Source organism: Brachybacterium sp. AOP43-C2-M15 (genome assembly GCF_052446295.1).
In the GTDB taxonomy this organism is placed as follows: Bacteria; Actinomycetota; Actinomycetes; order Actinomycetales; family Dermabacteraceae; genus Brachybacterium.
Map to the genome: position 1 here is coordinate 116327 of NZ_JBQSWB010000008.1, position 26390 is coordinate 142716.

The following is a 26390-nucleotide window of genomic DNA, read 5'->3' on the forward strand; positions in this document are numbered from 1 at the left end:
CGCTGTGCGGACCATGAGTCGCTGTAAGGGCCGCTAGCCCCGACGTCTCGGCGGCGGGTCGCGCCGTCCTTGCCGGGGTGAGTGAGTGACCCCGTCGTCGGGATCGTCCACACTGTGACCTATCTGTGCACGAAGTGTCAACAGATCTGACAGAGGTGGTGGCATGGGGTGGTCGCCCAGCGGGATCACGGTTGTTCTCCCGGGCCGCTCACACGTTGTGGACGAGCGGCCCGGCGGGCTCGCGCCACCCGGCGAGGACCTCGAGCATGCGCACCATGCGCACCGTGGCCCGCACGTCGTGCACCCGCAGGATCCGGGCACCGAGGCGCATCGCCCAGGCCGCCGCGGCGAGGGAGCCCTCGAGGCGCTCCTCCTTGGGCAGCCCGAGCGCCTCGCCCACGAAGTCCTTCCGGGACAGGGCCGCCAGCAGCGGCAGATCGAACGCGGTGTACTCGTCCCAGCCGCGCAGGACGTCGAGAGTCTGCTCGGTGCTCTTGTTGAGGTCGGGCCCGGGATCCAGGACGATCCGCTCCCGCGGGACCCCGGCCTCCAGGGCGCGCTCGAGGCGGGCGGCGAGGAAGTCCCGCACCTCCGTGACCACGTCGTCGTAGCGGGGACGGGGGCAGGGCTGTCGGGGTCGTGCCACCGAATGGGTGAGGACCAGCGAGGCGCCGGTCGCGGCGACCGCGGGGGCCATCTCGGGGTCGGAGAGCCCGGTGGTGTCGTTGATCAGGTCCGCACCGACGTCGACGGCCGCGCGCGCCACCGCGGCGTGGAAGGTGTCCACCGAGAGCAGCACGTGCGCCGGCAGCTCGCGGCGCAGGGCGGCGACCACGGGAACCACCCGCGCGATCTCCTCCGCGACGGGCAGCGGCTCCCCGGGCGCGAACTTCACCCCGCCCACGTCGATCAGGTCGGCGCCGTCCTCGGCGGCGGCGAGGCCGGCGGCGACCGCGGCCTCCAGTTCCCAGGTGCGGCCCTCGTCGAAGAAGGAGTCCCGGGTGCGGTTCACGATGCCCATCACGAGCACGCGGCGCGCGAGGTCCGGGAGCGGCCGCGGCGCGATCTCGAGCGCGGCCGCCGCGTCGGGACGGCACGACGCGGCTCCCGGCGCAGGGTCGGAGGGGCGGGATACAGTGGATCCGCTCAGGAGGGGACGGCCCGCAGCGCTCTCGTCGTCGACGTCGTTCATGGTCCGTTCCTCCGCAGTTCAGGCGGGCGTTCCGCACCATCGCGCGGCTCCCGATCCCGACTACGCTATGGGTGCGGGCGGGATCGCACAATCCACCGTGCACGCACCGGCGGCGGGATCCCCCGCGCACCGGCACCAGGACCTATGGAGGACTCACCAGATGAAGATCGTCGTCGCCGGCGGAGATGGCTTCTGCGGATGGCCCACTGCCCTGTACCTCTCGCAGAAGGGCCATGACGTCACGATCGTGGACAACCTGGTGCGCCGCGAGATCGACGTGGAGCTCGGCTCGAACTCCATGACCCCGATCCTCCCGCTCGAGGAGCGGGTGGCGGCGTGGCGAGAGATCTCCGGCAAGGACATCGCGGTGCGGATCGCGGATCTCACCGACTACGAGGACGTCACGGCGATCTTCCAGGAGGTCCGGCCGGAGTCCTTCGTGCACTTCGCCGAGCACCGCTCGGCGCCCTACTCGATGATCGACCGCGAGCACGCGATCGAGAACCATCGCAACAACGTCGAGGGCACCCTGAACGTGCTGTGGGCGATCAAGGACCTCGCCCCCGACTGCCACCTCGTCAAGCTCGGCACCATGGGCGAGTACGGCCAGCCGAACATCGACATCGAGGAGGGCTGGATCGAGATCGAGCACAAGGGCCGCACGGACCGCCTGCCGTTCCCGAAGGCCCCCGGCTCCTTCTACCACCTCACCAAGGTGCACGACAGCGACAACATCATGTTCGCCTGCCGCGTCTGGGGCGTGCGCGCCACCGACCTCAACCAGGGCGTGGTCTACGGTCTCGAGACCGACGAGACCCGCCTGGATCCCCGCCTGGTCAACCGCTTCGACTACGACGCCGTGTTCGGCACCGCCCTGAACCGGTTCCTCATCCAGGCCGCCATCGGCCACGACCTCACGGTCTACGGCAACGGCTCCCAGACCCGCGGCTACCTGGACATCCAGGACACCGTGCGCTGCATCGAGATCGCCTGCGAGAACCCCGCCGAGCGCGGCGAGTTCCGTGTGTACAACCAGTTCACCGAGCAGTTCTCCGTCAAGGAGCTCGCCGAGAAGGTGCAGTCCGTCGCCCGCGACCTCGGTCTCGAGGCGGAGATCGCCACCACCGAGAACCCGCGCGTGGAGAAGTACGACCACTACTACAACGCGGTCAACACCAACCTGCTGGACCTCGGCCTCGAGCCGCACCTGCTGACCGACGAGCACCTCACCGAGGTGCTGAAGGTGGCGCTGAACAACACCGACCGCGTCCGGCGCGAGCTGGTCATGCCCACCGTCACCTGGAAGTGAGCCCGCCCCCGTGAAGATCGCGATCGTCACGGAGACCTTCCTGCCCTCGGTCGACGGCGTGGTGACCCGTCTGCGCCACGCCGTCGAACGGTTCACGGACCTCGGCCACGAGGTGATGGTGATCGCCCCGGAGCTGGGCGTCACCGAGCACCACGGGGCCCGGGTCGTGGGCATCAAGCCGGTCACCCTGCCGTTCTACAAGCACCGACGCTTCACCCTCCCCAACCCCACCGTGGACGGCATCATCCGCGGCTTCCACCCGGACGTGGTCCACGCCGCGCAGCCGCTGCTGCTCGCCTCCTCGGGCGCCTACGCCGCCCATCGCCAGCGGATCCCCCTGGTCGCGAGCTACCACACGCACATCCCGCGCTATCTGGACCTGTACCGGGCCTACCGCTGGGGCAAGCCCGCGGTGTGGTGGCAGATCAAGCGCAACCACGCGCTCGCCGACGTCAACATCGCGACCTCCGAGTCGATGCGCGCCGAGCTCGCCGAGAAGGGCCTGCACAACCTGCACGTGGTCCGGCGCGGCGTGGACACGCGGACCTTCCACCCCCGTTTCGCCGACGACGCGATGCGCGAGCGCCTCACCCAGGGCCACCCGGACAAGACGCTGCTGGTGTTCGTGGGCCGACTGGCGGCGGAGAAGGAGATCCACATCCTGCGGCCGCTGATGGAGCGGCGCGACGACGTGGCCCTCGCGATCGTGGGCGACGGCCCGTACCGGCCCGAGCTCGAGCAGATCTTCGCCGGCACCGCGACCCTGTTCCCGGGCTTCATGGAGGGGGAGGAGCTCGCGAGCGCCTTCGCCAGCTCCGACGCGTTCGTCTTCCCCTCCGTCACCGAGACCCTGGGCCTGGTGATCCTCGAGGGCATGGCCTCCGGTCTCCCGGTGGTCGCCGCCCGCTCGGGGCCGACGCTCGAGCAGGTCACCGACGGGGTCGACGGGCTGCTGTTCGACTCCGGGGACGAGGCGAGCCTGGACGCCGCGCTCACCCGTCTCGGGGACGGCGAGCTGCGCGCACGCCTCCGCGAGGCGGCGCGGGCGGAGGCGGAGAGGTTCTCGTGGGACAGCGCCTCCGACGACCTCCTGCGCTACTACGAGATGGCGATCGAGCAGCACGGGGGTGCCCATGGCTGAGCTCCCGGTGGACGAGGGGAGCGGGTCGAGCACCCGCTCCGTCCCCACGACGCCGCTGCCCTCCCCGGTCCCGGTCGTGCTCCGCGGCCACGGCCTGCGGATGGAGCCGCTCGCCGAGCACCACGTGGCGCCGCTGCAGCAGGTCGTGGCCGACGGCGAGATCTGGCGCCTGCCCTACGCCCCGCACGTGCCCGCCCCCGAGGCCCTGCCCGCCGCGGTGCGTGGATTGCGGGAGGACGTCGCCGCGGGCACACGGATCGCCTGGGTGGTGGTGCGCGAGGCGGACGGGCGGGCGCTGGGGCTGACCACCTTCATGAACCTCGCCCTCGCCGACCGGGGCCTGGAGATCGGGAACACCTACCTCGCGGGCTCCGCCCAGCGCACCGGGGTCAACCCCGCGATGAAGCGCCTGCTGCTCGGGCACGCCTTCGACGAGCTCGGCTGTCTGCGGGTGGAGTTCCGGGTGCATCACCTGAACATCGCCTCGCGGCGGGCCGTCGAGCGCCTCGGCGCCCAGCAGGACGGCATCCTGCGCGCGCACCGGATCCTGCCCGACGGATCCGTGCGGCACACCGTGGTCTACTCGATCCTCGCCCCGGAGTGGCCGGGGATCCGGGCCGCGCTCGACCACCGCCTCGGGATCTGATCCCGGGACGCAGCATCGGAGCCCGGGGCGTGCTCCCGAGTCCGGGGCGTGCCCCCGGGTCCGGGGCGTGCCCCCGGGGCCGGGCCGGGCGCGGCGCCGACCGGCGACGGGAAGCGGCTGGACGACCGTCTCCGCGGGGTGGGTCGCGCGCTCGCGGCCGCGGCATCGGCCGGGCCCTGAAGCTCGCCAACCTCGAGAACCTCGCCGCGGTGCCCGAGTACGCCGCCGCCCGTTGGATCCAGACGTGCACCGCGCTCGACAACGCGCCGATGCTCGCGCTGAACCGGGCGCTCGGCCTCCGGGAGGCGGAGGTGCTGACCGTCCTCGAGGCCCCGCTGCGCTGAGCCCGTCGCTCCGCGGGAGGTCCCCGACGGCACGGACGAGGCCCGGCCCCGCTGCGTGCGGGACCGGGCCTCGGAGAGCCGGCGCGGGGCCGGGCGGGGGGGTCAGCGGAAGGTGACGAACCCGGTCGGGCTGCCCCAGATCCCGCGCTCGCCGACCACCTGCTGGGAGCCGGAGGCGTCGATGATCTGGCCGTCGCCGACGTAGATCGCGACGTGCCCGGGCCACACCACGAGATCGCCCGGCTGCGCCTCGGACTCGGAGATGCTGCGGCCCTGGGCGGCCATCTCGCCGCTGGTGCGCGGCACGTCGATGCCGGCGGCGTCGTAGGCGAAGGTCACCAGGCCCGAGCAGTCCATGCCGCTGAGCGAGGAACCGCCCCAGGAGTACGGGGTGCCGACGGCGGAGCGCGCGGCATCGACGATCGCGTCGCCGCTCGAGGACGAGGCGCTCGCCGGCACTGCGGCCTCTCCCGCGGAGGAGGAGCTGGCCGGGGCGGCCTCGGCGGACCCGCCGCCGAGCGCACCCTGGGTCTCGGGTCCCACGACGCCGTCGACCTGGAGGCCGTTCTCGGTCTGGAACGCGAGGACCGCGTCGGCGGTCATGGAGCCGAAGTAGCCGGTCTCGGGCAGATCGGCGCCCTGCGCGTTCAGCGCGGCCTGCAGGGTCTCGACGGCCTCGCCGGAGTCGCCCTGGCGCAGCGCCTCCTGGGAGGAGGACTGCGAGGCGGTCCCCTCCGAGTCGGACGGGGCCGAGGCGGACTGGGCGGGAGCGGACTGCGAGGTGCTGGTCCCCTCGTCGGCGCCGAGGAGCGCCTCGTCGTTGGCCATCGCGGCGGAGCCGCCCGTGAAGGCGGTGCCGACCAGGATCGTGCCGAGGACGGCGCTGCCGCCGAGGGCGCGGGCCGCGCGGTGGGTGCCGGTGAGCGGGGTGACGGCGCGGCCGGCCGCGCGGTGGGTGTTCTGATGCGTCATGGGTGTGGTCCTTCGTGCGAGCTGCTGGTGGTCCGTCGCATCCCGCGACGCGGATCTCGGCGGAGCGGTGGCGTCCTGTGAGGAGCCGGCCCGCATCCGGGGCGTCCGGGGATGCGACATCCACGCTAGGAGTCGCGCCCGCGCACCTGAAGCGAGTTGAAGGAGCCGCATCGAGGTGTTTGTCAGCCATTGACCCGCGGGCCGCCGAGATGCCCGGGACGTGGCGCGGCTTGACCTCCGGGCATGGCCCGTGCCACACGGAGCGCGCCCTCCCGGTCGTCGGCGGCGCCTCTGCGGGGTCGCCGGCGGTGACTCCGCCACATGCAGCCCGCATGTTGGGACCGCGACTATGACGGCTTATGACACGGCGCTGGCGTCGCGCGTGCATACGCCGTCATGATCGGACGCATGACCAGTACAGTCGCCGCACCCAGCGCCGCCCCGGGACGCCACGCCGCGGGCGGCCACGCCTCGCGCGACGCCGCCCCCGCCGGCACCCGCGCCCGCCCCGACGGGGTGCGCCTGGACGCGGTCGACCGCTCCTTCGCGACCGCGCAGGGACGCCACGACGTGCTGCGCGGACTCGACCTCGAGCTCGGCTCGGGGGAGATCGTCGCCGTGGTGGGCCCCTCGGGCTGCGGGAAGTCGACCCTGCTGCGCCTGATCGCGGGCCTGGACCGGCCCAGCGGCGGGGTGATCCGCATCGGGGGCAGCGCGCTCGCCGGCACCGACGAGCGCACCGCGGTCGCCTTCCAGGAGCCGCGCCTGCTGCCCTGGCGCAGCCTGGCCCAGAACGTCGCCCTCGGCCTGCCCCGCGGCACCGGGCGGCGCGAGGGCCGCGACCGGGTCCGCCACCTGCTGCAGCTGGTGGGCCTCGAGCATGCCGCGGACCTGCGCCCCCGCGAGGTCTCCGGCGGCATGGCCCAGCGCGCCTCCCTCGCCCGCGCCCTCGCCCGCAGCCCCCAGGTGCTGCTGCTCGACGAGCCCTTCGGAGCTCTCGATGCGCTGACTCGCCTGCGCATGCAGGACCTGCTGCTCGAGATCCACGCGGCCGAGCCCACCACCGTCCTCGTGGTCACCCACGACGTCGAGGAGGCGCTCTACCTCGCCGACCGGGTGCTGCTGCTGCGCACCCTGCGCGAGGCCGGGCCCGAGGTCGCCTCCCTCGCCCGCACCGTCGAGGTCCCCGGGCAGCGCCCCCGCGACCGCGCCGACGGCGACCTCGCGGAGCTGCGCGTCGAGCTCCTCGAGGGCCTCGGCGTCCACGCCCACCAGAGCGCCCCCGCGCACCCCGCCGCGCCCGGCACCCCCAGTCCTCCCAGCACCCCCAGCACCCCGGAGAACCTCTCATGACCCACCCCGCCCTCCAGCCCGCCGCCCGTCGGATCAGCCGCCGCGCCGCCACCGCCCTCGGCCTGACCGCCGTGGCCGGGACCGCCCTGTCCGCCTGCGTGGCCGGCGAGGGCTCGGACGCCGCCGCCGGTGGCGAGGGGGAGTGGAGCACCGACTCCCTCACCATCGACTGGGCCACCTACAACCCGCTCAGCCTCGTGGTGCGCGACCAGCGGCTGATCGAGGACGCCCTCGGCGAGTCCGTGACCGTCGAGTGGGTCCAGTCGGCCGGCTCCAACAAGGCCAACGAGTTCCTGCGCTCCGGATCGGCCGACGTCGCCTCCACCGCCGGCTCCGCGGCCCTGCTGGCCCGCGCCAACGGCTCGCCCATCAAGGTCATCGACATCTACTCCCAGCCCGAATGGGCGGCGCTCGTCGTCGGACCCGACAGCGACGTCACGGGCCCCGCGGACCTCGCGGGCCGCGCCGTCGCCGCCACCCCCGGCACCGACCCGTACTTCTTCCTGGTCCAGGCCCTGGCCGAGGCCGACCTCGGGATCGGCGACGTGGAGCTGCAGCCGCTCCAGCACGCCGACGGCCGCTCCGCCCTCGAGGGCGGCAGCGTCGAGGCGTGGTCCGGCCTGGACCCGATCATGGGGGCCGCCGAGGTCGAGTCCGACGCACAGCTGGTCTTCCGCAACGTCGACTTCAACACCTACGGCTTCCTCAACGCCACCGAGGAGTTCATCGACGAGCACGCCGACGTCGCCCAGGTGGTCGTCGACGCCTACGAGCAGGCCCGCGGCTGGGCGCTGGAGAACCTCGAGGAGACCGCGCAGCTGCTGGCCGACGCCGCCGGCATCGACCTCGAGGTCGCCACCACCGTCATCACCGAGCGCTCCAACCTCGACGTGCACGGCGTGCCGGGGGAGGACCAGCTCGCCGTGCTCGAGGCGATCTCCCCGATGCTCGCCGACTCGGGCGACGTCCAGGGCGGGGCCGACGCGGTCGAGAAGGCCCGCTCCGAGATCGTCCACGACGCCTTCGCGCTCGCCGCGGTCGAGTCGCAGTGAGCACCGCGACCGACGTCCCCCTGCCCCGCTCGACGGGCCCGGGGGCCGCGCAGACCACCCCGGGTCCGGAGCAGGCCGCCCCGGCCCCCGAGCAGAGCACCGGGCGCCGCACCCTCTGGGACCGCACCGGGGTGCGCCTGGTCGCGGGAGCGCTGCTGCCGCTGGCCGTCCTCGCCGCCTGGCAGCTCGCGACCGCCGCCGAGCTGGTCCCCGCCCACCGCCTGCCCGGTCCGCTCACCGTGCTGCAGGCCGGCGCCGAGCTCATCGAGCGCGGCGAGCTGGGCCTGCACATCGCGATCTCCGTGCAGCGCGTGCTGCTGGGCTTCGCCATCGGCTCCGTGATCGGCCTCGCCGTCGCCGCGGTGGTGGGCCTCTCCCGCGCCGGCGACGCCCTGCTCAGCCCCACCCTGGCCGCCCTGCGTGCCGTGCCCTCCCTGGCCTGGGTGCCGCTGCTGATCCTGTGGCTGCAGATCGGCGAGGAGTCCAAGGTGACGCTCATCGCGATCGGTGCCTTCTTCCCGGTGTTCACCACCGTCGCCGCCGCGCTGCGCCACATCGACCCGCACCTGGTCGAGGCAGGGCGCTGCTTCGGCCTGCGCGGCTGGTCCCTGTTCCGCACCGTCCAGCTGCCCGCCGTGGTCCCCTCGGTCGTCTCCGGGCTGCGCCTCGCCCTCGCCCAGGCCTGGCTGTTCCTGGTCGCCGCCGAGCTCATCGCCTCCTCGATGGGCCTGGGATTCATCCTCAACGACTCCCAGCAGAACGGTCGCGTGGACCGGATCCTGCTGGCCATCGTGCTGCTCGCGCTGCTGGGCAGCCTCACCAACGCCGTGCTGGGACTGGCCGAGAAGAAGCTGCTGAGGAGGTGGACATGAGCGCGACCACCACCGAGACCCGCCTGGTGGAGACCCGCACCTACCCGCCGGACCCCGCCCTCGCGGGCACCTGGAACGTCGGCCCCGGGATCCATGAGCGCGCCGCCGCCGATCCCCTCGCCTTCTGGGAGGGGGCCGCTCGCCGCCTGGACTGGGCCGAGCCCTGGCACACCGCGCTCGAGTGGGAGCCGCCCGTTCCGGACCCGGCCACCGGGGAGCTGAGCGTGCCGGCGGCCCGCTGGTTCGTCGGCGGCCGCCTCAACGTCGCCGAGAACTGCGTGGACCGCCACGTGCACGCCGGGAACGGCACCAAGGTCGCCCTGCACTTCGAGGGCGAGCCCGGGGACCGCGAGTCCGTCACCTACGAGGACCTCCAGCGCCGCGTGAGCCGGGCGGCGAACGCCCTGACCGACCTCGGCATCACCCCCGGGGACCGCGTGGTCGTCTACCTCCCCGTGCTGGTGGAGACCGTCGTCATCGCGCTGGCCTGCGCCCGCATCGGCGCCGTGCACTCGCTCGTCTTCGGCGGCTTCAGCGCCGAGGCGGTGCGCTTCCGCCTCCAGGACACCGGCGCGAAGCTGCTGGTCACCTCCGACGGGCAGTTCCGCCGGGGCACGGCCGTCGAGGTGAAGTCCGCGGCCGACGAGGCCGCCCGCGACCTGCCGCACCTCGAGCACGTGCTGGTGGTGCGCCGCACCGGCCAGGACATCGCCTGGACGCCGGGCCGCGACGTGTGGTGGCACGAGAACGTGGACGCGGCGAGCGAGCACCACGAGGCACCGAGCTTCGACGCGGAGCATCCGCTGTTCATCATCCACACCTCCGGCACCACCGGGAAGCCCAAGGGCCTGGTCCACACCTCCGGCGGCTACCTCACCCACGCCTCCTGGGCGCACTGGGCGCACTTCGACGCGAAGCCGTCGGACGTCCACTGGTGCACCGCGGATCTCGCCTGGGTCACCGCCCACACCTACGAGATCTACGGCCCGCTCTCCAACGGCCTCACCCAGGTGATCTACGAGGGCACCCCCGGCGAGCCCACCCGCGAGCGCCACCTCGAGATCATCGAGCGCCACGGCGTGACCGTCTATTACACGGCCCCCACCCTGATCCGCACCTTCATGTCCTGGTTCGGCGAGGAGCTGCCCGGCGGGCACGACCTGTCCTCGCTGCGCCTGCTCGGCACCGTCGGCGAGGCGATCAACCCCGAGGCCTGGGTGTGGTTCCGCCGCACCTTCGGCCGCGACGAGCTGCCGATCGTCGACACCTGGTGGCAGTCCGAGACCGGTGCGGCCATGCTCGTCCCGCTGCCCGGCGTGACCACGCTGAAGCCCGGCTCCGCGACCGGTCCGCTGCCCGGCATCGACATGGCCGTCGTCGACGCGGAGGGGAACGAGCAGCCCGCCGGCGTCGCCGGCACGCTGGTGGCCCGTCGGCCCTGGCCCGGCATGGCCCGCACCGTCTGGGGCGACGCCGCGCGCTACCGCGACTCGTACTGGCGGGACCATGCCGGCCGCGGCGAGCACGGCGGCTACTACGTCGCCGGGGACTCCGCGACCGTCGACGCCGACGGCTGCTTCTGGATCCTGGGCCGCCTCGACGACGTCGTGAACGTCTCCGGGCACCGCCTGTCCACCATCGAGGTCGAGTCCGCCCTGGTCGCGGACCCTGCGGTCGCCGAGGCCGGCGCCGCCGGCGTGGACGACGCCCTGACCGGGCAGGCCGTGGCCGTGTTCCTCATGCCCACCGGTGGCGACGCCGAGCTCGACGCGGAGGCGCTGCGCTCCCGGGTGGCCCGCGAGATCGGGCCGATCGCCAAGCCCCGGCACGTGATCGAGGTGCCCGACCTGCCCCGGACCCGCTCCGGCAAGATCATGCGCCGACTGCTCGCGCAGCTGGTGCACGCCGAGCGCGACCGCCGTGCCGGACGGACCCCGGCGCCGCTCGGGGACACCACCTCGCTGCAGAACCCGGAGGCGGTCGGGACCGTCGCCGCGGTGCTCGCATCCCTGCCCGTGGACGATCCTGCCGTCGCCCCGGACAGCTGACAGACTCCCCGCCGCACGGAACCGACCGTCGGCCCCGCCGACCCTGGAGGACCCATGACCACGACTGTTCCCGCCTCGACCTTCGAGACCCCGCTGAAGTTCGCCTACTGGGTGCCGAACGTCTCCGGAGGCCTCGTCGTCTCCACCATCGAGCAGCGCACCGACTGGCAGCTGCCGTACAACAAGAAGCTGGCCCGGATCGCCGAGGACTCCGGCTTCGAGTACGCGCTGACCCAGACCCGCTACGCCGCCAGCTACGGCGCGGACAAGCAGCACGAGGCCTCCGCGTTCTCGCTCGCCCTGCTCGGCGCGACCGAGCGCCTGCGCGTGATCGCGGCCTTCCACCCCGGCATGTGGCATCCGGGCGTGCTCGCCAAGTGGCTGATCACCGCGGACCACCTCTCCGAGGGCCGCGCCGCGGTGAACATCGTCTCCGGCTGGCTCAAGGACGAGTTCGTGAAGTTCGGGCTGCCCTGGCTCGAGCACGACGAGCGCTACGTGCGCACCGGGGAGTTCATCAGCGCCCTGCGCGGGCTGCTCACCGAGAACGGCTACTCCCAGGACGGCCAGTACTACTCGATCGACGACTTCACCCTGAACCCGAAGCCCGTCGACGTGCCCGGCCGCCCCCACCCCGAGATCTTCTTCGGCGGCAACTCCACCGCCGCGCAGGACACCGCCGGCCGCGTCGCCGACTGGTACTTCTCCAACGGCCGGACCCTCGAGGGCTACGAGGAGAACGTCGCCGGCGTGCAGGCCTCCGCCGCGAGGGCCGGGCGCTCGCCGCGCTTCGGCCTGAACGGCTTCGTCATCGCCCGCGACTCCCGCGCCGAGGCCGAGGAGACCCTGCGCGAGATCGTCGCCAAGGCGCACCGCCCCGCCGTCGAGGGCTTCCGCCAGTCCGTGCAGGAGGCCGGCGCCTCCACCAAGGACGGCAAGGGCATGTGGGCCGACTCCTCCTTCGAGGACCTCGTGCAGTACAACGACGGCTTCAAGACCCGCCTGATCGGCACCCCCGAGGAGATCGCCGACCGCATCGTCGAGTACAAGAAGGTGGGCGTGAACCTGCTGCTGACCTGCTACCTCCACTTCAGCGAGGAGGTCGCCGCCTTCGGCCGCGACGTGCTGCCCATCGTGCGCGAGAAGGAGAAGGACCTGGCCCGCGCCCGCGGCACCGAGCTGAACACCGACCTGCTGCCCGTCGTGCCCGGCGTGAGCGCCGAGGACGCCTCCGCCGCGGCCTTCGAGACCCTGCCGGCGGACCACCCGGCGAAGGCGGGGGTGGCCGCGTGAGCCCGCAGTCCCCGCAGAGCGCGGAGCGCACCTTCGGATTCCGCACCCGCGCCCTGCACGCGGGCGGCACGCCCGACGCCCAGCACGGCTCCCGCGCGGTGCCGATCTACCAGACCACGTCGTTCGTCTTCGACGACGCGGCCGACGCCGCGAACCTCTTCGCGCTGCAGAAGTACGGGAACATCTACTCCCGCATCGGCAACCCCACCGTGGCCGCCTTCGAGGAGCGCATCGCCTCGCTCGAGGGCGGGATCGGGGCGGTCGCGACCGCCTCGGGGATGAGCGCCGAGTTCATCACCTTCGCCGCCCTGGTGGGCGCCGGGGACCACGTGGTCTCCTCCGCCCAGCTGTACGGCGGCACCGTCACCCAGCTCGACGTCACCCTGCGCCGCTTCGGCGTGGAGACCACGTTCGTCCCCTCCGCCGACCCGGAGGACTACCGCGCCGCGTTCCGGCCGGAGACGAAGGTGCTCTACGTCGAGATCATCGGCAACCCCTCCGGCGAGATCGCCGACCTCGAGGGGCTCGCCGCCGTGGCGCACGAGCACGGCGTCCCGCTCGTGGTCGACGCGACCCTGGCCACGCCCTACCTGGTGCGTCCGATCGAGCACGGCGCGGACATCGTCCTCCACTCGGCCACCAAGTTCCTCGGCGGGCACGGCACGACGCTCGGCGGCGTGGTCGTCGAGTCCGGCCGCTTCGACTGGGGCAACGGGAACTTCCCGAGCATGACCGAGCCGGTGGACTCCTACGGCGGCATCAAGTGGTGGGACAACTTCGGCGAGTACGGCTTCCTCACCAAGCTGCGCTCCGAGCAGCTGCGAGACATCGGCCCCGCGCTCTCCGCGCAGTCGGCGTTCCAGCTGCTGCAGGGCGTCGAGACCCTCCCGCAGCGGATCGACGCCCACCTCTCCGGCGCCCGCGCGGTCGCCGAGTGGCTCGAGGAGGACCCTCGGGTCTCCTTCGTGACCTGGGCGGGCCTCGAGTCCCATCCGCATCACGAGCGGGCGGCGAAGTACCTGCCCCTCGGCCCCGGCTCGGTCTTCGCCTTCGGCGTGCGGCCGACGGGGACCTTCGACTCCGACGAGGAGCAGGCCACGGCGGCCCGTGCCACGGGCGAGCAGGTCATCGCCCACCTGCAGCTCGCCTCGCACCTCGCGAACATCGGCGATGCCCGCACCCTGGTCATCCACCCGGCCTCGACCACCCACCAGCAGCTCTCCGAGGAGCAGCTGGTCGCCGGCGGCGTGCGGCCGGACCTGATCCGGATCTCGGTGGGGCTCGAGGACGTCGAGGACATCCTGTGGGACCTGGACCAGGCGATCACGGCGGCGACGGGAGAGCAGCGATGAGCGATCAGACCCAGAACCGGCCGCAGCGCACCTGGCAGGGCCCGTCGGCCCCCGAGCGGCTCGCGATCCTGCGCCGTGCGCGCTCCATCGCGATCGTCGGCGCCTCGGCGAACCCGGCGCGGGCCAGCTACTTCGTGGGCACCTACCTGCTCTCGAGCTCGCCCTACGAGGTGTACTTCGTCAATCCGCGGGCGGAGACGATCCTCGGGCACCCGGCCTACGCCTCCCTCGCGGACCTGCCGGTCGCCCCGGACATCGTGGACGTCTTCCGCAAGGACGCCGACCTGCCGGGAGTGGCCCAGGAGGCGGTGGACGCGGGGGCGAAGGCGCTGTGGCTGCAGCTGGGCTCGTGGAACGAGGAGGCCGCCGCGATCGCGGAGGCCGGAGGGCTCGACGTGGTCATGGACCGCTGCGTGAAGATCGAGCACGCCCGCTTCCACGGCGGCCTGCACCTCGCCGGGTTCAACACCGGCGAGATCAGTTCCCGGAAGCAGCGCGTGAGCGGGCGCGGCTGAGCGTACGCTCGGCCTTCAGGCGCGGGCCGGGGATCACCCCGACCCGCGTTCTGCCGTCCGGGTGCTCGCGCCGTGCGCCTCAGCCGAGCGGGTGCTCGCGCCGTGCGCGTCAGCCGAGCGGGCGCGAGAAGTCGATCGTCACCCCGGCAGCGGCGGCGACGCGCACCCATGCGGAGCGCTCGCCGAAGTCCATGTCCGTCGGCTCCCGGACCGCCTCGGCGCCGTGGGAGACGGCGTGCTCGAACGCGGCGTCGACGTCCTCGCAGACCATGTGGAGGACGATCCCACGCGAGGGCTCCTCGCCCTCGGCCGGGGCGTTCAGCCACAGCGGGACGCTGCCCGGGGCGGTCAGGGAGGCGAAGCTGCCGTAGTCGGCCTCGATGCTCCAGCCCGCGGCGTCGCGCAGGGCGGTCGCCGCGGCCGAGGGATCCTCGAGGACGAGGGTGAGAGCGCGGATCCCGGTCATGGGGTGACTCCTTCGTCGGGGGTGGGTGTCGGGGTGCGGTGGTCAGGGCGTGGGGTCCACGGTAGCCGGGCGCTCATCCCTCCACGCGGATGTCGAGGTGGGCAGCGAAGGCGGGGGCCAGCGCAGTGACCTGCTGGGCGTCGAGCGTCGCTCCCGCCAGGCCCTCGAGGTTGCTGAGCGCGCCCATCTCGAGGCCGCGCAGGTCCACGTCCACCAGGCGGGTGTGGGGGAGGGCGAGCCGTCCCGTGCGGCAGCCGACGAAGGCGACCCGGGAGGCGGTGACGCCGCCGAGGTCCAGCTCGTCGATCGTGCAGTCCTCGAACAGGACGTCCTCGAGGGTCGAGGAGCGCAGGTTGATCCAGTCGACCTTGCAGCCGACGATCCGGGTGGAGCGGATCTCGGCGTCGTAGATGTCCAGCGCGCCGAGGCGGGAGCCGAGCAGCTCGACGTCCCGCCAGGTGGAGCGCGTGGCGTCGAGGACCGGGGCGTTCAGGCGCTCGATCCGGGTCTCGATCAGGCGCGCGTGCTGCAGGACCGTGGTGTGCGCGGTGACGCCCACGAGCTCGCACTCGGTGAGGACCGTGCCGGTGAGGTCGCGGCCGGAGAGGTCCTCGCCCTCGAGGCGGAGCCCGTCGGCGGCGCCGTGGGCCTCGAGGGCGTCGGCGTCGGCCGACTCGAGGTCGGGCAGGACGAGAGGCTCGAGGACGGGGCCGCGGGTGGTGGAGGCCCTCCTGGAGGTGGTGGATCGACGCACGGGACTCCTCGGGTCGGGGGCGAGGTGTCCGAGCCTACGGTCCGGGGGAGACGCTCCGGCGGGATTCGAACCTGCGACGGACTCCTTATGGGGGAGCTGCTCTACCGGGCTGAGCTACGGAGCGGGACGCCCGTCGGTCCGACGGGCGGGGGTGCCGGCGCACGAGGCGCCGACGGGCTGACGGGCTGACGGGCTGACGGGCTGACGGGCTGACGGGCTGACGGGCACCAGCCTGCCGGGTGCCCCCGGCGGCTGTCGAGCGTCTCGTCATCTGCTGTCGCACGGGGCCTCACGGGGTCGCGGAGGGTCACGGTTCCTCCCCAGCGGAAATCCGTCCACACTTCTTGTCGGAGCCTTGACGGGTTATCGCTTCCGTGTTTTCGGAGGCGGCCGTCCGCGAGGGGCCCGGCGAGGAGGGAAAGGCTCGTGGCCTGCGGGGAGAGGGGTCGTCGTGGGGTGGCGGCGCCGGGGGTGGTCGTGCCGGGACGGAGTTATCCACATTCTCGCGACGCTCTTTCTTCCGCGGGTCGCTCCCGGAATGATGGGGGTATGTCCTCCTCCGCGCAGAGCGTCACCCCGGCCGCTGGTGATCCCCACCAGCAGCTGCTCGACGCCGTGCACGCCGGGGGACCGCCCGCGCTCGCCGCCGCCCTCGGGGACCAGACCTTCCTGCTGGCGGAGCTCGCCCTGCGGCCCCTCGACCTGTTCACCCCGAAGGACGATGCCGTCTCGACCTTCACGGAGGTCGTCGGGCGGATCCACGAGCACCGCAGCGCCCTCGACGCGCTCGAGGCCCGGACCGTCGTGGCCCTCGCCGAATCCCTCACGATCGCGAAGCAGGCCGACGCCCGGGCACGCACCGCCCAGGAGGCGGACCAGGCTCCTCCCACCGAGAAGCTCCTGCGCGAGGCCTCGCGCGAGGCGGCGCGGGAGGTGTCGATGCTGGTCCACAGGTCTCCGGCCTCGGCCGCCCATTCCCTGGCCGCACAGCGCCGCCTGGTCGAGGACATGCCGGAGATGCTCACCGCTCTCGCCACCGCCCAGGTCACCAGCACCGTCGCCCACGCCACGGCACGCTCCTTCGCCCCGCTCTCGCCGACGCAGCGCGCCGAGGCGGACCGGCTGCTCGGCCGTCGCCTGCCGGATCTCGACGGAGCCGGCGGGGAGCAGTGGGACGCCGCGCGGGCGGCCGTCATCGCCCGGACGGACCCGTACGGCCAGAAGCGCCGCCACCTGCAGGCGAAGCAGGAGAGACACGTGACGGTGCGCCGCGCCGAGCACGGCATGGCCACCGTGTCCGCGCGGATCCCGGCGCTCGACGCCATGCGGATCCGCAAGCGGCTCTCCCTCGAGGCCGAGCGGCTGCGCGCCGCCGGGGACCGGCGCGGGCACCAGGCGATCGAGGCGGACTGCTTCGCGGACACGCTCATCGGCCGCGAGAACGGCATGGATCCCACCACCCTGGACATCGGGGTGATGATCACCGAACGCGCCCTCATCCACCCCGGCGCCGGCGACCTCGCGCAGATCGAGGGCTACGGCACGGCCCCGGCGGAGGTCCTGCTCGAGGAACTGCGCCCCCTGCTGGGCGTGGCGCTCACCGAGCAGGCCGAGGAGGCGATGGGGGCCGACGCCCCTGCCCTCCGTGCCGTGCTGCGCCGCCTGTTCACCCACCCGCGCAAGGGGGAGCTGGTCGCCGTCGAGTCGCAGGCCCGGGCCTTCCCCGCGGCGCTCGCTCGCTTCGTCCGCTGGCGTGACCAGGCCTGCCGCGGCCCCTACTGCGATGCCGCGATCCGTCAGAGCGACCACATCCATCCCCACGCCGCGGGCGGTCCCACCAGCCTCGACAACGGGCAGGGACTCTGCGCGCTGTGCAACGACAAGGAGCAGCAGTTCCTCAGCGTGGAACGCGTCGGGGATCCTGCGGTGGACGGCCATGTCGTGGAATGGACCAGTCGAGCCGGCACCCGTCGCACCACCCGCCCACCGCCCCTGAGGACACCCCGGCCATCGACCCGTCCCGGACCGGTCCCTCCGGCATCCGATCCTCGAGCGGCGTCGGCGCGACGGTCCCGTCGGCGGACCCGCACCAGGCGGCCACGGCGACGCCGGCCCCCGCCCTCTCCGGAGACCACTGCCTGAACGCCCCGGGATCGCCCCGATGTCGCCGTCCCCCGCTCGTCCACCGCCGGACCCGGCTGGCCCGCTCGCCTCTCAGGCTCCGGCGGCCGCCGCCTTCGCCGCGGCAGGCAGCACGGCCGCGATCCGGTCCAGCACCTCCGGGGTGTGCGCGGTCGAGACGAACCAGGCCTCGAAGGCTGACGGGGGCAGGTACACCCCGCGCTCCAGCATCGCGTGGAAGAAGCGGGTGAACGCCTCGGTGTCCTGGTCCTTCGCGTCCTGGTAGGTCTCCACCGGGGCCTCGCGGAAGAACACCGAGAACAGCGTCCCGGCCGTCTGGATCACGTGGGGCACGCCGGCGGTGGTGAGGGCGTCGGCCACCAGCTGCTGCAGGGTGCGCGAGGCGGTGCCGAGCACGTCGTAGGCCGCCTCGTCCAGGCCCGCGAAGGTCGCCAGGCCTGCCGCGGTCGCCAGCGGGTTCCCCGAGAGGGTCCCCGCCTGGTACACGGGGCCGGCGGGGGCGAGCAGGCCCATGAGGTCCTTCCGACCGCCGAAGGCGCCCACGGGCAGACCGCCGCCGATCACCTTCCCGAAGGTCATGAGGTCCGGTGCCCAGTCCTCGCCGGTCCCGGCGGGCCCGTCGATGCCGTAGTGCCCCTCACGGCTCGCCCGGAACCCGGTGAGGACCTCGTCGCTGATCAGCAGCGCTCCCGCGGAATGCGCGGTCTCGGACAGGAAGCGGTTGAAGCCCACCCCGTCCACCTCGCGCGGCGGCACCACGCCCATGTTCGCGGGCGCGGCCTCGGTGATCACCGCGGCGATCTCCCCGCCGCGCTCGGCGAACAGGGCCGCGACCGCGTCCCGGTCCCCGTAGGGCAGGACCACGGTGTCCCGCGCGGTCGCCGCGGTGACCCCCGCGGAGCCGGGCATCGCGAAGGTCGCGACCCCGCTGCCGGCCTCGGCCAGCAGCGCGTCCACGTGCCCGTGGTAGCAGCCGGCGAACTTCACGATCACGTCCCGGCCGGTCGCCGCGCGCGCCACCCGCAGCGCGCTCATCGTCGCCTCGGTGCCGGAGTTGACCAGCCGCAGCTGCTCGACGGGTCCGATCCTGTCCACGACCTCCTCGGCGAGGGTGACCTCGCCGGGCTGCGGCGCGCCGAAGGACAGGCCCCGGCCGGCCGCCTCGCGCACCGCCTCGACGACCTGCTCGTTCGCGTGACCGAGGATCATCGGGCCCCAGGAGCCGACGAGGTCCACGTACTCGTTCCCGTCGGCGTCCTGCAGCAGCGCGCCCTGCGCGGAGGTGAGGAACGGCGGTGTGCCGCCCACCGAGCCGAAGGCGCGCACGGGGGAGTTCACGCCCGAGGGGATCACCTGCTGGGCACGGGAGAAGAGAGCGGCGGAGGGGGTGGCGGCGGGGGTCATCGAGTGCTCCTCGGGATCGGGGGACGGACGGGCGGAGGATCGGCGATCGGGTCGCGGATCAGGCGAACTCGCGCAGGTGGGCGGGCAGGCCGTCGCGGAACCATCCGGCGACCTCGCTCGCGTAGTAGGTCAGCACGGTGGAGGCACCGGCGCGGCGGAAGGAGAGCAGGGACTCGAGCACCGTGCGGTCGCGGTCGACCCAGCCGTTCGCGGCGGCGGCCTCGATCATCGCGTACTCGCCGGAGACCTGGTAGGCGCCCACCGGCACCGGGGACGCCTCGGCCACCTTCTGGAGCACGTCGAGATAGGGCAGGCCGGGCTTGACCATCACCAGGTCCGCGCCCTCGGCGAGGTCGAGCTCGAGCTCGCGCAGCGCCTCGCGACCGTTGGCCGGGTCCTGCTGGTAGCTGCGGCGATCGCCCTGCAGCGAGGAGTCCACCGCCTCGCGGAACGGACCGTAGTAGGCCGAGGCGTACTTCGCGGTGTAGGCGTAGATCGCCGTCTCCGGGTGGTCGTTCGCATCCAGGGCGTCGCGGATCGCGGCGATCTGGCCGTCCATCATCCCCGAGGGGCCCAGCAGGTGGGCGCCGGCCTCGGCCTGGGCGAGCGCCATCTCCCGGTAGCGCTCGAGGGTGCCGTCGTTGTCGACGCGGCCCTCCGCATCCAGCACCCCGCAGTGGCCGTGGTCGGTGAACTCGTCCAGGCACAGGTCGGCCATGATCACGGTGGCGTCGCCGAGCTCGGAGCGCAGCCGGGCGAGGGCCCGGTTGAGGATCCCGTCGGGATCGGTCGCGCCGGAGCCGACGGCGTCCTTGTGCTCGGGAACGCCGAACAGCATCACGCCGCCCACGCCGCGCTCGACCGCCTCGGTCGCCGCGCGCGCCAGGGAGTCCATGGTGTGCTGCTCGACGCCGGGCATCGAGGTCACGGGCCGGTTCTCGGTCGCGCCCTCGCGCACGAACATCGGCAGCACGAGGTCCGCGGGCCGCAGGGTGCGCTCCCGCACCAGGGAGCGCATCGCTGCGCTGGTGCGCAGACGGCGCGGACGGTCGACCGGGCCGGGGAAGGGAGGAAGGGTCATCGGGGCTCCTTCGAGGTGGGCGGATCGGGAACGGTGAGAGGGTCCGTGCTGGTGGGGGCAGGGGTGCTGGCACCGGGGGCGCCGGGGGCTGCGGGCGCACCGGACGCCGCGGTCGCGGCGAGCACCTCGCGCACGGCGGCGAGGAGGGCCGCGTCGGTCGGCTCGTGCGCCTGTCGGCCGACCGCCAGGCCCGCCTCGCGCACCGCCGCGGACGTGGGCTCGCCGATGGTGACGATCGGGGTCGAGGCGTGGATCCCGAGCGCCGCGGCACGGCGGGCGATCATCGGGCTGGTGACCACCAGGGCGCCGTAGCCGCCGGTGGCCAGCCCGACCGTGACCGCGGGCGGCGGCTCGAGCCGCTCCGGACGGTACGCCGTGACCTCGTGGACCCGGTAGCCCTTGGCCCGCAGCCCCTCGGGCACCGTGCGGGAGGCGGCGGCGGAGGCGGGGAACAGCACCACCTCCTCGGGCGCGGCCTGCGGCATCTGCGCCACCAGCGCCGCCCCGGAGCCGTCGGCGATCCAGCTCGAGTCGATCCCGTGCTCCGCGAGCGTCTGTGCGGTGCCGCCGCCGACGGCCACGACCGTGCAGGCCGCCGGCACCGGCACCGCGCCGAGGGAGGTGGCCGCGGTGCGCGAGGTGACCACCAGGTGCGTGTAGGTGCCGCCCGCGAGCAGCTCCCGCGCGGTGTCGAGCTCCTCGCCCTCGGCGGCGACCAGGCGCGTCAGCGGCTGGTGCTCGGCCGTGATGCCCGCCTCGGCGAGCAGCGTCATCAGCGCCGCGCCGCGACCGGCCGGTCGGGTGACCAGCACGGGACGCGGAGCGGGCCTCGTGGGCGGCATCAGGCGCGGGCCTCCGCGAGGATCTCGCCCGCGCCGCGTGCGAGCAGGTCCGCCGCGAGCTCCTCCCCGAGCGCCGCCGGCACGGAGCCGGGACCGGCGATCGCGTCGTCGCCGAGGTCCAGCGCCACCCGGGCCTCGCCCTCGACGACCTCGCTGCCGTCGGTGCGGATCGCGAGCGCGCGCAGGTGCAGCACCCCGCCCTCCACGAGCTCGGCGTAGGCGGCGACCGGTGCCGAGCAGCCGGCCTCGAGCTCGCGCAGCAGCGTCCGCTCGGCGGTGACGGCGGCGCGGGTCGCCGGATCGTCGACCGCGTCCAGGCGCGGGGCGAACCAGGGCAGGTCCGTGAGCGCCGCGGTGGTCGCCTCGACCGCGAGCGCGCCCTGGGCGGGGGCCGGCAGCATCACCTCGACCGGCAGCAGCTCGCTGATCGCCGCCTCCCGGCCCACGCGCAGCAGGCCCGAGGCGGCCAGCACCACGGCGTCGAGGTCGGCGTCCGCGCCGAGCGCCCGGCCCAGGCGGGTCTCGACGTTGCCGCGGACCCCCACCACCTGCAGATCCGGCCGGGCGCGCAGCAGCTGGGCGGCGCGGCGCGGCGACCCGGTGCCCACCACCGCGCCGGCCGGCAGCTGCGCGAGGGTCAGCCCGTCCCGGGCGCACAGCGCGTCGCGGGGGTCCTCCCGCGGCGGCATGCAGGCCAGGGTGATCTCCTCGAGCGGCGCGGTGGGCAGGTCCTTGCAGGAGTGCACGACCACGTCGACCTTCGCATCCAGCAGCGCCTGGCGCACCGCGGTGACGAACACGCCGGTGCCGCCGATCTGCGCGAGAGGGCTGGTGCGGTCGCGGTCCCCGTGCGTGCTCACGTGCACCAGCTCGACGGGATGGTCGGTGCCCTGCACCAGGGCCTCGCCCACGTGACCGGACTGGGTCAGGGCGAGGTCGGAGGCGCGGGTGCCGATCCGGAGGGCGGAGGGCGTCATGACGTCGCGCCCGCGTCGGCCGCCGCGGGCTCCGTCTCCGTGCGCTCCTCCTCCGTGCGCTCCCGCTCCTCGCGCGCCCGCTCCACGTCGAGCTCCGAGTCGAGGGCGCTCGTGGTCGGGCGGCACAGCCGACCCACGCAGCAGTTCGTGCCGCACACGTCCGGGGTGCCGCCGAAATCGGTGACCACGCGCCGCGGGAAGCTCGGGTCCAGGCGCTCCTGGATCAGGTCGGCCAGGGCGGCGATGAAGCGAGGGTCCTCGCCGGAGGTGGCGACCCGGCGGAAGGCCAGGCCCGTCTCCTCGGCGGTCTCCTTCGCCTCGGTGTCGAGGTCCCAGACCACCTCGACGTGATCGGTGACGAAGCCGATCGGCACCACCACCACGGCGTCGGCCGCGTCCTCCTCGGCGAGCTGCGCGATGACGTCGTTGACGTCGGGCTCGAGCCAGGGGATGTGCGGGGCGCCGGAGCGCGACTGGTAGACCAGCTGCCAGTCCGGCAGGGCGGGGGAGTCGTCGTGCAGCTGGTCCATCACCCAGCGGCAGGCCGCGAGGTGCTGCTCGACGTACCAGCCGCCGGAGCCCTCGACACGGGTCTCCTCGGGGCCGGAGGCCTCGGCCATCGTGTGCGGGACGGAGTGGGTGGAGAACAGCACGGCGATCCGGTCGGTGTCGTGCCCCTCGGCGGCGAGGCTCGCCAGGGCGGCGTCGAGACCGTCGACCACGGGGGCGAGGAAGCCGGGGTGGTTGAAGTACACGCGCACCTTGTCGATGGTGACCTCGCCCGCCAGCGCGGTCTCCTCGAGCACCATCCCGAAGTCCTCGCGGTACTGCCGACAGGAGGAGTACGAGGAGTAGGCGCTGGTGACGAGCCCGAGGGCGTGGCGGTGGCCGTCGGCGTGCAGGGCGCGCACCGCCTCCGCGTTGTACGGGGCCCAGTTGCGGTTGCCGAAGTAGATCGGCAGGTCCACCTCACGACGGGCCAGCTCCTGCTCGAGCGCGGCGATCATCGCCTCGTTCTGCGCCGTGATCGGGCTGCGACCGCCGAGGGCGCGGTAGTGCCCCGCGACCTCCTCGAGCCGCTCGTCCGGGATCCCGCGCCCGCGGGTGACGTTGCGCAGGAACGGGATCACGTCCTCCTGGCCGTCGGGCCCGCCGAAGGACGAGAACAGGATCGCGTCGAAGGGGCGGGGCTCGCCCCGACGGGTGTGGGTGGCGGAGTCGGGGTCCACGGCACGGGGCTGGGGCATCGGCGCGGTGGCATCGGTCATGGTGGCGTCCTCGGTGAAGGTCTCGGTGAAGATATCGGGGAGAGGCTCGGTGAGCGTCTCGGTGGCGGGTCAGGCGAGCAGGGCGGCGACGTCGGCGAGGTCCTCGATCCGGCGGCCGGCGTGGAAGGGCAGTTCGTCGCGCACGTGCAGGCGGGCGTCCGAGTAGCGCAGGTGGCGCATCATGTCGACCAGGTCGTGGAGGTCGTCCGCCTCGAAGGACAGCAGCCACTCGTAGTCGCCGAGCGCGAAGGCGGCCACGGTGTTGGCGTTGACCTGAGGGTAGTCGCGGCCCAGCATGCCGTGCTCGCGCAGCATGCGGTTGCGCTCGTCCTCGGGCAGCAGGTACCAGTCGTAGCTGCGCACGAAGGGGTAGACGGTGATCCACTGCTTGCGCTCGAAGCCGGGGACCATGAACGAGGGCACGTGACCCTTGGCGAACTCGGCCATGCGGTGCACGCCGACGGCCGCCCACTCGCGGTGCAGCCAGGTGCCGGCCAGGGAGCGCTCGAACTCGCGCAGCGCGCGCTGCAGGGCCGCGGGCTCGTCCGCGGCGAGCCACAGCATCAGATCGGCCTCGGCGCGGAAGCCGGAGACGTCGTAGTAGCCCAGCAGCTCAGCGCCCTCGGCCTCGATGAGCCCGCTGACGTCCTCGAGCGCGGTGGTGATCTGCGCGGCGGTGACCTCGCCGTCGTCGGCGAGGCCCCCCAGACGGCGGAACACCGTGTAGCTGGTGTAGCGGGTGGTCCGCGCGATCTCCTCGGGCGACGACGACGACGAAGACGACGAAGAAGACGAGGACGAAGGCGAGGTCGGGGCCGGAGCGGGGGAGGCGTCGGTCATGAGGGGATTCCTTCCGTGGAGGCGTTGTCGGCGCGGACGATCGCGTCGATGCCGGTGCCGGCCCTCCAGGAGCCGACGAGGTCGAGGGTCGGCTGCTCGGCGAGCAGGGCGGTCAGGGCGTCGAGGGCGGCACGGTGGCCCGGCAGGGACTGCCGCATGGCACGGTCCCAGTCGATGACCTCCGAGGCCAGCAGGCTCTCGCGGTCCAGCGGCGTGCGCAGGATGCGGGAGGCGTCGGCGAGGGCGAGGTCGACGATCCCCGCGCGGTCCGGGAGCTGCTCGCCCGGGCGGCCGTAGGACAGTCGCACCAGGTGCGGGCTCGCGGCCGCGGGCAGGGCCTCGCGCAGCGCGGCCTGCACGTGCTCCCACTTCGCGCTCGCATGGGTCAGCGCCTTCGCGCGGAGCCCGGGGGTGCCGGGCGCGACGAGCGCGCCGGTGCCCGAGGGGAAGTCGTCGAGCGCGGGGGCGTCGAGCACCAGCACCACCAGCCGCACCGCGGCCGACGGAGCCTGCGGGACGGCGCGGGCGATCTCGGGCACGGCCTCGCACAGCAGGTCACGGCCGGTGTCGGGCGGGCCGGCGAGCACCAGGTGGTCCGCCTCGAGCGACTCCCCGCGCGCCGTGCGCGCGCGCCAGAGGGGGCCTGCGGCATCGTCCCGGTCCGCGCGCTCGATGCCGATCACCTCCACGCCGGTGCGCACGATCCCGCCGGCGCCGAGGATCCGCTCCTGCAGCGCCGCGGGCAGCGCGGCCATGGTGGGGGCGAGCGCGTGCACGCGGGTGCCGGCGCTGCGTGTGCTCCCGGTGCTGCCGCCGCGGATCCGGCGCACCGCCGCGGTGAGCGATCCGTGCTCGGCCAGCCCCCGGTGCAGCGGCGGGGAGGCGGCGGCGAACTCGAGGGTCGCCGGATCGGCCGAGTGGACGCCGCCGACCACCGGGGCGACCAGGCGCTCGAGCACCCGTGCGCCCAGGCGCCGGCGCACCACCTCGGCGACGGTCGCCCCGTCGGCGGTGGCGAAGGAGGCGGGCAGGAACCGCTCGAGGGCCGCCCGCAGCGCCCCGGAGAGGCCGAGCACCGCGCGCACGTCGGCCGCGAGCGGGTTCCCCGGGATCCCCAGCAGGGAGCCGCCCGGCGCCCGGTGCACGCCCGCGTCGGAGACCACCCGGCTGCCCAGGCCCTCGCGCGGGGAGACGATCCGCTCCTCGAGGCCCAGCTCGGCGACCAGCGCGTCGACCGCGCCGGAGCCGGTCGAGTACGCCTCGGCGCCGGCGTTCAGCGCCAGCTCCCCGGCCGCCGGGAGGACGCGCTCCGCGATCGCGCCGCCGAGTGTCGGTGCGGCCTCGAGCAGCACCACCCGGTGGCCGGCGCGCTGGTGGCGGCGCGCGGCGAGCAGCCCGGCCAGGCCGCCGCCGACGACGAGGGTGCGCGGGCTCATGCCGGGCGGGCGCCCTGCTCGTGGAGGAAGCTCACCAGGTCGGTGAGGACCTGCGGCTCCGTCTCGGGCGGGACGCCGTGTCCCAGGTTGACCACGTGGCCGCTCGCCGCGGCACCCGCCGCGAGCACGTCCCGGGCCTCGGCGAAGCGGGCCTGCTCGGAGGTGAACAGCACCGCGGGGTCGAGATTGCCCTGCACCGGGGTGCCGGCGGGGAGGATCTCGAGCGCCCGGTCCAGCCGCAGTCGGTGGTCGACGCCCATGACGGTCGCCCCGGCCTCGAGCATCGGGGTGAGCAGGTGGGAGGCGCCGACGCCGAAGTGGATGCGCGGCACGGGGAGGTCCGCGACGTGGGCGAGCGCCGCCGCGGAGTGGGGCTGGACGTGCGCGAGGTACTGCTCGGCGCTCAGCGCCCCCACCCAGGAGTCGAACAGCTGCACCGCGGAGGCACCGGCGAGCACCTGGGCGCGCAGGAAGCGGCCGGAGAGCTCGGAGACCCAGGTCGCCAGGCGCGCCCAGACCTCGGGGCGCGAGCGCATCAGCGCACGGGTGCGCAGGTGGTCGCGGCTGGGACCGCCCTCGACCATGTAGCTCGCGACGGTGAAGGGGGCGCCCGCGAAGCCGATCAGCGGCGTGGTGCCGAGCTCGGCGACGGTGAGCCGGACGGCCTCGCGGATCGGGTCGAGCGCCGCCTCGTAGTCCTCGCCCAGCGCCGGCAGGGCGTCGACGTCGGCCTCGGTGCGGATCGGGTGGTCGAAGACCGGACCCACGCCGGGCCTGATCTCCACGCCGAGGCCTGCCAGGCGCGCGGGGACCACGATGTCGGAGAAGAAGATCCCGGCGTCCACGCCGTGGCGGCGCACGGGCTGCACGGTGATCTCCGCGGCCATGTCGGGGCGCACGCACGAGTCGAGCATCGTGGTGCCCTCGCGCAGGGCGCGGTACTCGGGCAGGGAGCGTCCGGCCTGTCGCATGAACCACACGCTGGGAGTGGCGGCCCTCACCCCGCGCAGCTCCTGCAGCAGTGAGGCGTCGGCCACGCCGCCGGCGGCCGACGGTCGCCGGGCGGGATGCTCCGCAGGCAGCTGCGCGGG

At 73.9% G+C, this 26390-nt stretch carries 24 protein-coding genes and 1 tRNA gene; 12 read left to right on the plus strand and 13 right to left on the minus strand.

Annotated features, from left to right (window positions below):
- Positions 1–208: 208 nt before the first annotated feature.
- Positions 209–1192: a dihydropteroate synthase gene (folP, locus tag ACT3SP_RS10500; RefSeq protein ID WP_444587236.1), complete on the minus strand. Its 984-nt coding sequence runs from the start codon at positions 1190–1192 to the stop codon at positions 209–211.
- A gap of 160 nt (positions 1193–1352) precedes the next feature.
- Here folP and ACT3SP_RS10505 point away from each other — a divergent pair, with 160 nt between their 5' ends.
- The 4 genes from ACT3SP_RS10505 to ACT3SP_RS10520 all read left to right on the plus strand — a co-directional run bounded on the left by ACT3SP_RS10505 (position 1353) and on the right by ACT3SP_RS10520 (position 4632).
- On the plus strand, positions 1353–2501 hold the full coding sequence (locus ACT3SP_RS10505; RefSeq protein ID WP_444587237.1) for an NAD-dependent epimerase/dehydratase family protein: 1149 nt from the start codon (positions 1353–1355) through the stop codon (positions 2499–2501).
- Positions 2502–2511: 10 nt separating this feature from the next.
- Entirely contained in the window at positions 2512–3642 is a 1131-nt protein-coding gene (locus ACT3SP_RS10510) for a glycosyltransferase family 4 protein (RefSeq protein ID WP_444587238.1), read from the plus strand.
- Positions 3635–4288 carry a GNAT family N-acetyltransferase gene (locus ACT3SP_RS10515; protein WP_444587239.1) on the plus strand — a complete coding sequence of 218 codons (654 nt, stop codon included), beginning with the start codon at positions 3635–3637 and terminating at the stop codon, positions 4286–4288. The genes ACT3SP_RS10510 and ACT3SP_RS10515 overlap by 8 nt, the downstream gene beginning before the upstream one ends.
- A 209-nt stretch (positions 4289–4497) precedes the next feature.
- Positions 4498–4632 (plus strand): hypothetical protein, encoded by a 135-nt coding sequence (locus ACT3SP_RS10520; protein WP_444587240.1) that lies wholly within the window; start codon positions 4498–4500, stop codon positions 4630–4632.
- Positions 4633–4734: 102 nt separating this feature from the next.
- Here the strand turns inward: ACT3SP_RS10520 and ACT3SP_RS10525 are convergent, their stop codons facing one another.
- Positions 4735–5604, minus strand: a complete 870-nt coding sequence (locus ACT3SP_RS10525) for a C40 family peptidase (protein WP_444587241.1) — start codon at positions 5602–5604, stop codon at positions 4735–4737.
- 408 nt (positions 5605–6012) lie between these two features.
- Here ACT3SP_RS10525 and ACT3SP_RS10530 point away from each other — a divergent pair, with 408 nt between their 5' ends.
- The 7 genes from ACT3SP_RS10530 to ACT3SP_RS10560 are packed head-to-tail and all read left to right on the plus strand — an operon-like array spanning position 6013 to position 14089.
- Positions 6013–6957 (plus strand): ABC transporter ATP-binding protein, encoded by a 945-nt coding sequence (locus ACT3SP_RS10530; RefSeq protein ID WP_444587242.1) that lies wholly within the window; start codon positions 6013–6015, stop codon positions 6955–6957.
- Positions 6954–8009, plus strand: coding sequence for an aliphatic sulfonate ABC transporter substrate-binding protein (locus ACT3SP_RS10535; RefSeq protein ID WP_444587243.1), 1056 nt, complete (start codon positions 6954–6956; stop codon positions 8007–8009). The genes ACT3SP_RS10530 and ACT3SP_RS10535 overlap by 4 nt, the downstream gene beginning before the upstream one ends.
- Positions 8006–8881 carry an ABC transporter permease gene (locus ACT3SP_RS10540; protein WP_444587244.1) on the plus strand — a complete coding sequence of 292 codons (876 nt, stop codon included), beginning with the start codon at positions 8006–8008 and terminating at the stop codon, positions 8879–8881. The genes ACT3SP_RS10535 and ACT3SP_RS10540 overlap by 4 nt, the downstream gene beginning before the upstream one ends.
- Positions 8878–10929: an acetate--CoA ligase gene (gene acs, locus ACT3SP_RS10545; protein ID WP_444587245.1), complete on the plus strand. Its 2052-nt coding sequence runs from the start codon at positions 8878–8880 to the stop codon at positions 10927–10929. Before ACT3SP_RS10540 ends, acs begins: the two co-directional genes overlap by 4 nt.
- 54 nt (positions 10930–10983) lie before the next feature.
- A complete protein-coding gene (sfnG, locus tag ACT3SP_RS10550; RefSeq protein WP_444587246.1) occupies positions 10984–12222 on the plus strand; it encodes a dimethylsulfone monooxygenase SfnG in 1239 nt (412 codons plus the stop codon).
- Complete coding sequence (locus ACT3SP_RS10555; RefSeq protein ID WP_444587247.1) at positions 12219–13574, plus strand: O-acetylhomoserine aminocarboxypropyltransferase/cysteine synthase family protein; 1356 nt, start codon at positions 12219–12221, stop codon at positions 13572–13574. The genes sfnG and ACT3SP_RS10555 overlap by 4 nt, the downstream gene beginning before the upstream one ends.
- Positions 13571–14089 (plus strand): CoA-binding protein, encoded by a 519-nt coding sequence (locus ACT3SP_RS10560; protein ID WP_444587248.1) that lies wholly within the window; start codon positions 13571–13573, stop codon positions 14087–14089. The genes ACT3SP_RS10555 and ACT3SP_RS10560 overlap by 4 nt, the downstream gene beginning before the upstream one ends.
- A gap of 109 nt (positions 14090–14198) precedes the next feature.
- Here ACT3SP_RS10560 and ACT3SP_RS10565 read toward each other — a convergent pair whose 3' ends face one another.
- The 3 genes from ACT3SP_RS10565 to ACT3SP_RS10575 all read right to left on the minus strand — a co-directional run bounded on the left by ACT3SP_RS10565 (position 14199) and on the right by ACT3SP_RS10575 (position 15433).
- Complete coding sequence (locus ACT3SP_RS10565) at positions 14199–14555, minus strand: VOC family protein (RefSeq protein ID WP_444587249.1); 357 nt, start codon at positions 14553–14555, stop codon at positions 14199–14201.
- Positions 14556–14628: 73 nt separating this feature from the next.
- Positions 14629–15309 (minus strand): pentapeptide repeat-containing protein, encoded by a 681-nt coding sequence (locus tag ACT3SP_RS10570; RefSeq protein WP_444587250.1) that lies wholly within the window; start codon positions 15307–15309, stop codon positions 14629–14631.
- Between the two features lie 50 nt (positions 15310–15359).
- Positions 15360–15433, minus strand: a tRNA-Met gene (locus ACT3SP_RS10575).
- 425 nt (positions 15434–15858) lie between these two features.
- Between ACT3SP_RS10575 and ACT3SP_RS10580 the strand changes: the two genes are divergently transcribed.
- The gene (locus ACT3SP_RS10580; RefSeq protein WP_444587251.1) at positions 15859–17451 is read left to right on the plus strand and encodes an HNH endonuclease; all 1593 of its coding nucleotides are present in this window, start codon (positions 15859–15861) and stop codon (positions 17449–17451) included.
- Positions 17452–17523: 72 nt separating this feature from the next.
- Here ACT3SP_RS10580 and hemL read toward each other — a convergent pair whose 3' ends face one another.
- From hemL to hemE, 8 genes are all read right to left on the minus strand, one after another.
- Positions 17524–18855 (minus strand): glutamate-1-semialdehyde 2,1-aminomutase, encoded by a 1332-nt coding sequence (gene hemL / locus ACT3SP_RS10585; protein ID WP_444587252.1) that lies wholly within the window; start codon positions 18853–18855, stop codon positions 17524–17526.
- Between the two features lie 58 nt (positions 18856–18913).
- Complete coding sequence (gene hemB / locus ACT3SP_RS10590; RefSeq protein ID WP_444587253.1) at positions 18914–19936, minus strand: porphobilinogen synthase; 1023 nt, start codon at positions 19934–19936, stop codon at positions 18914–18916.
- The gene (locus ACT3SP_RS10595) at positions 19933–20778 is read right to left on the minus strand and encodes a uroporphyrinogen-III synthase (RefSeq protein ID WP_444587254.1); all 846 of its coding nucleotides are present in this window, start codon (positions 20776–20778) and stop codon (positions 19933–19935) included. The genes hemB and ACT3SP_RS10595 overlap by 4 nt, the downstream gene beginning before the upstream one ends.
- Positions 20778–21755: a hydroxymethylbilane synthase gene (gene hemC, locus ACT3SP_RS10600; protein WP_444587255.1), complete on the minus strand. Its 978-nt coding sequence runs from the start codon at positions 21753–21755 to the stop codon at positions 20778–20780. The genes ACT3SP_RS10595 and hemC overlap by 1 nt, the downstream gene beginning before the upstream one ends.
- Positions 21752–23023 carry a ferrochelatase gene (locus ACT3SP_RS10605; protein ID WP_444587256.1) on the minus strand — a complete coding sequence of 424 codons (1272 nt, stop codon included), beginning with the start codon at positions 23021–23023 and terminating at the stop codon, positions 21752–21754. Before ACT3SP_RS10605 ends, hemC begins: the two co-directional genes overlap by 4 nt.
- A 69-nt stretch (positions 23024–23092) precedes the next feature.
- A complete protein-coding gene (gene hemQ / locus ACT3SP_RS10610) occupies positions 23093–23863 on the minus strand; it encodes a hydrogen peroxide-dependent heme synthase (protein WP_444587257.1) in 771 nt (256 codons plus the stop codon).
- Positions 23860–25299: a protoporphyrinogen oxidase gene (gene hemG, locus ACT3SP_RS10615; protein WP_444587258.1), complete on the minus strand. Its 1440-nt coding sequence runs from the start codon at positions 25297–25299 to the stop codon at positions 23860–23862. Before hemG ends, hemQ begins: the two co-directional genes overlap by 4 nt.
- Positions 25296–26336, minus strand: a complete 1041-nt coding sequence (gene hemE / locus ACT3SP_RS10620; protein WP_444587259.1) for a uroporphyrinogen decarboxylase — start codon at positions 26334–26336, stop codon at positions 25296–25298. The genes hemG and hemE overlap by 4 nt, the downstream gene beginning before the upstream one ends.
- Positions 26337–26390 lie beyond the last annotated feature (54 nt).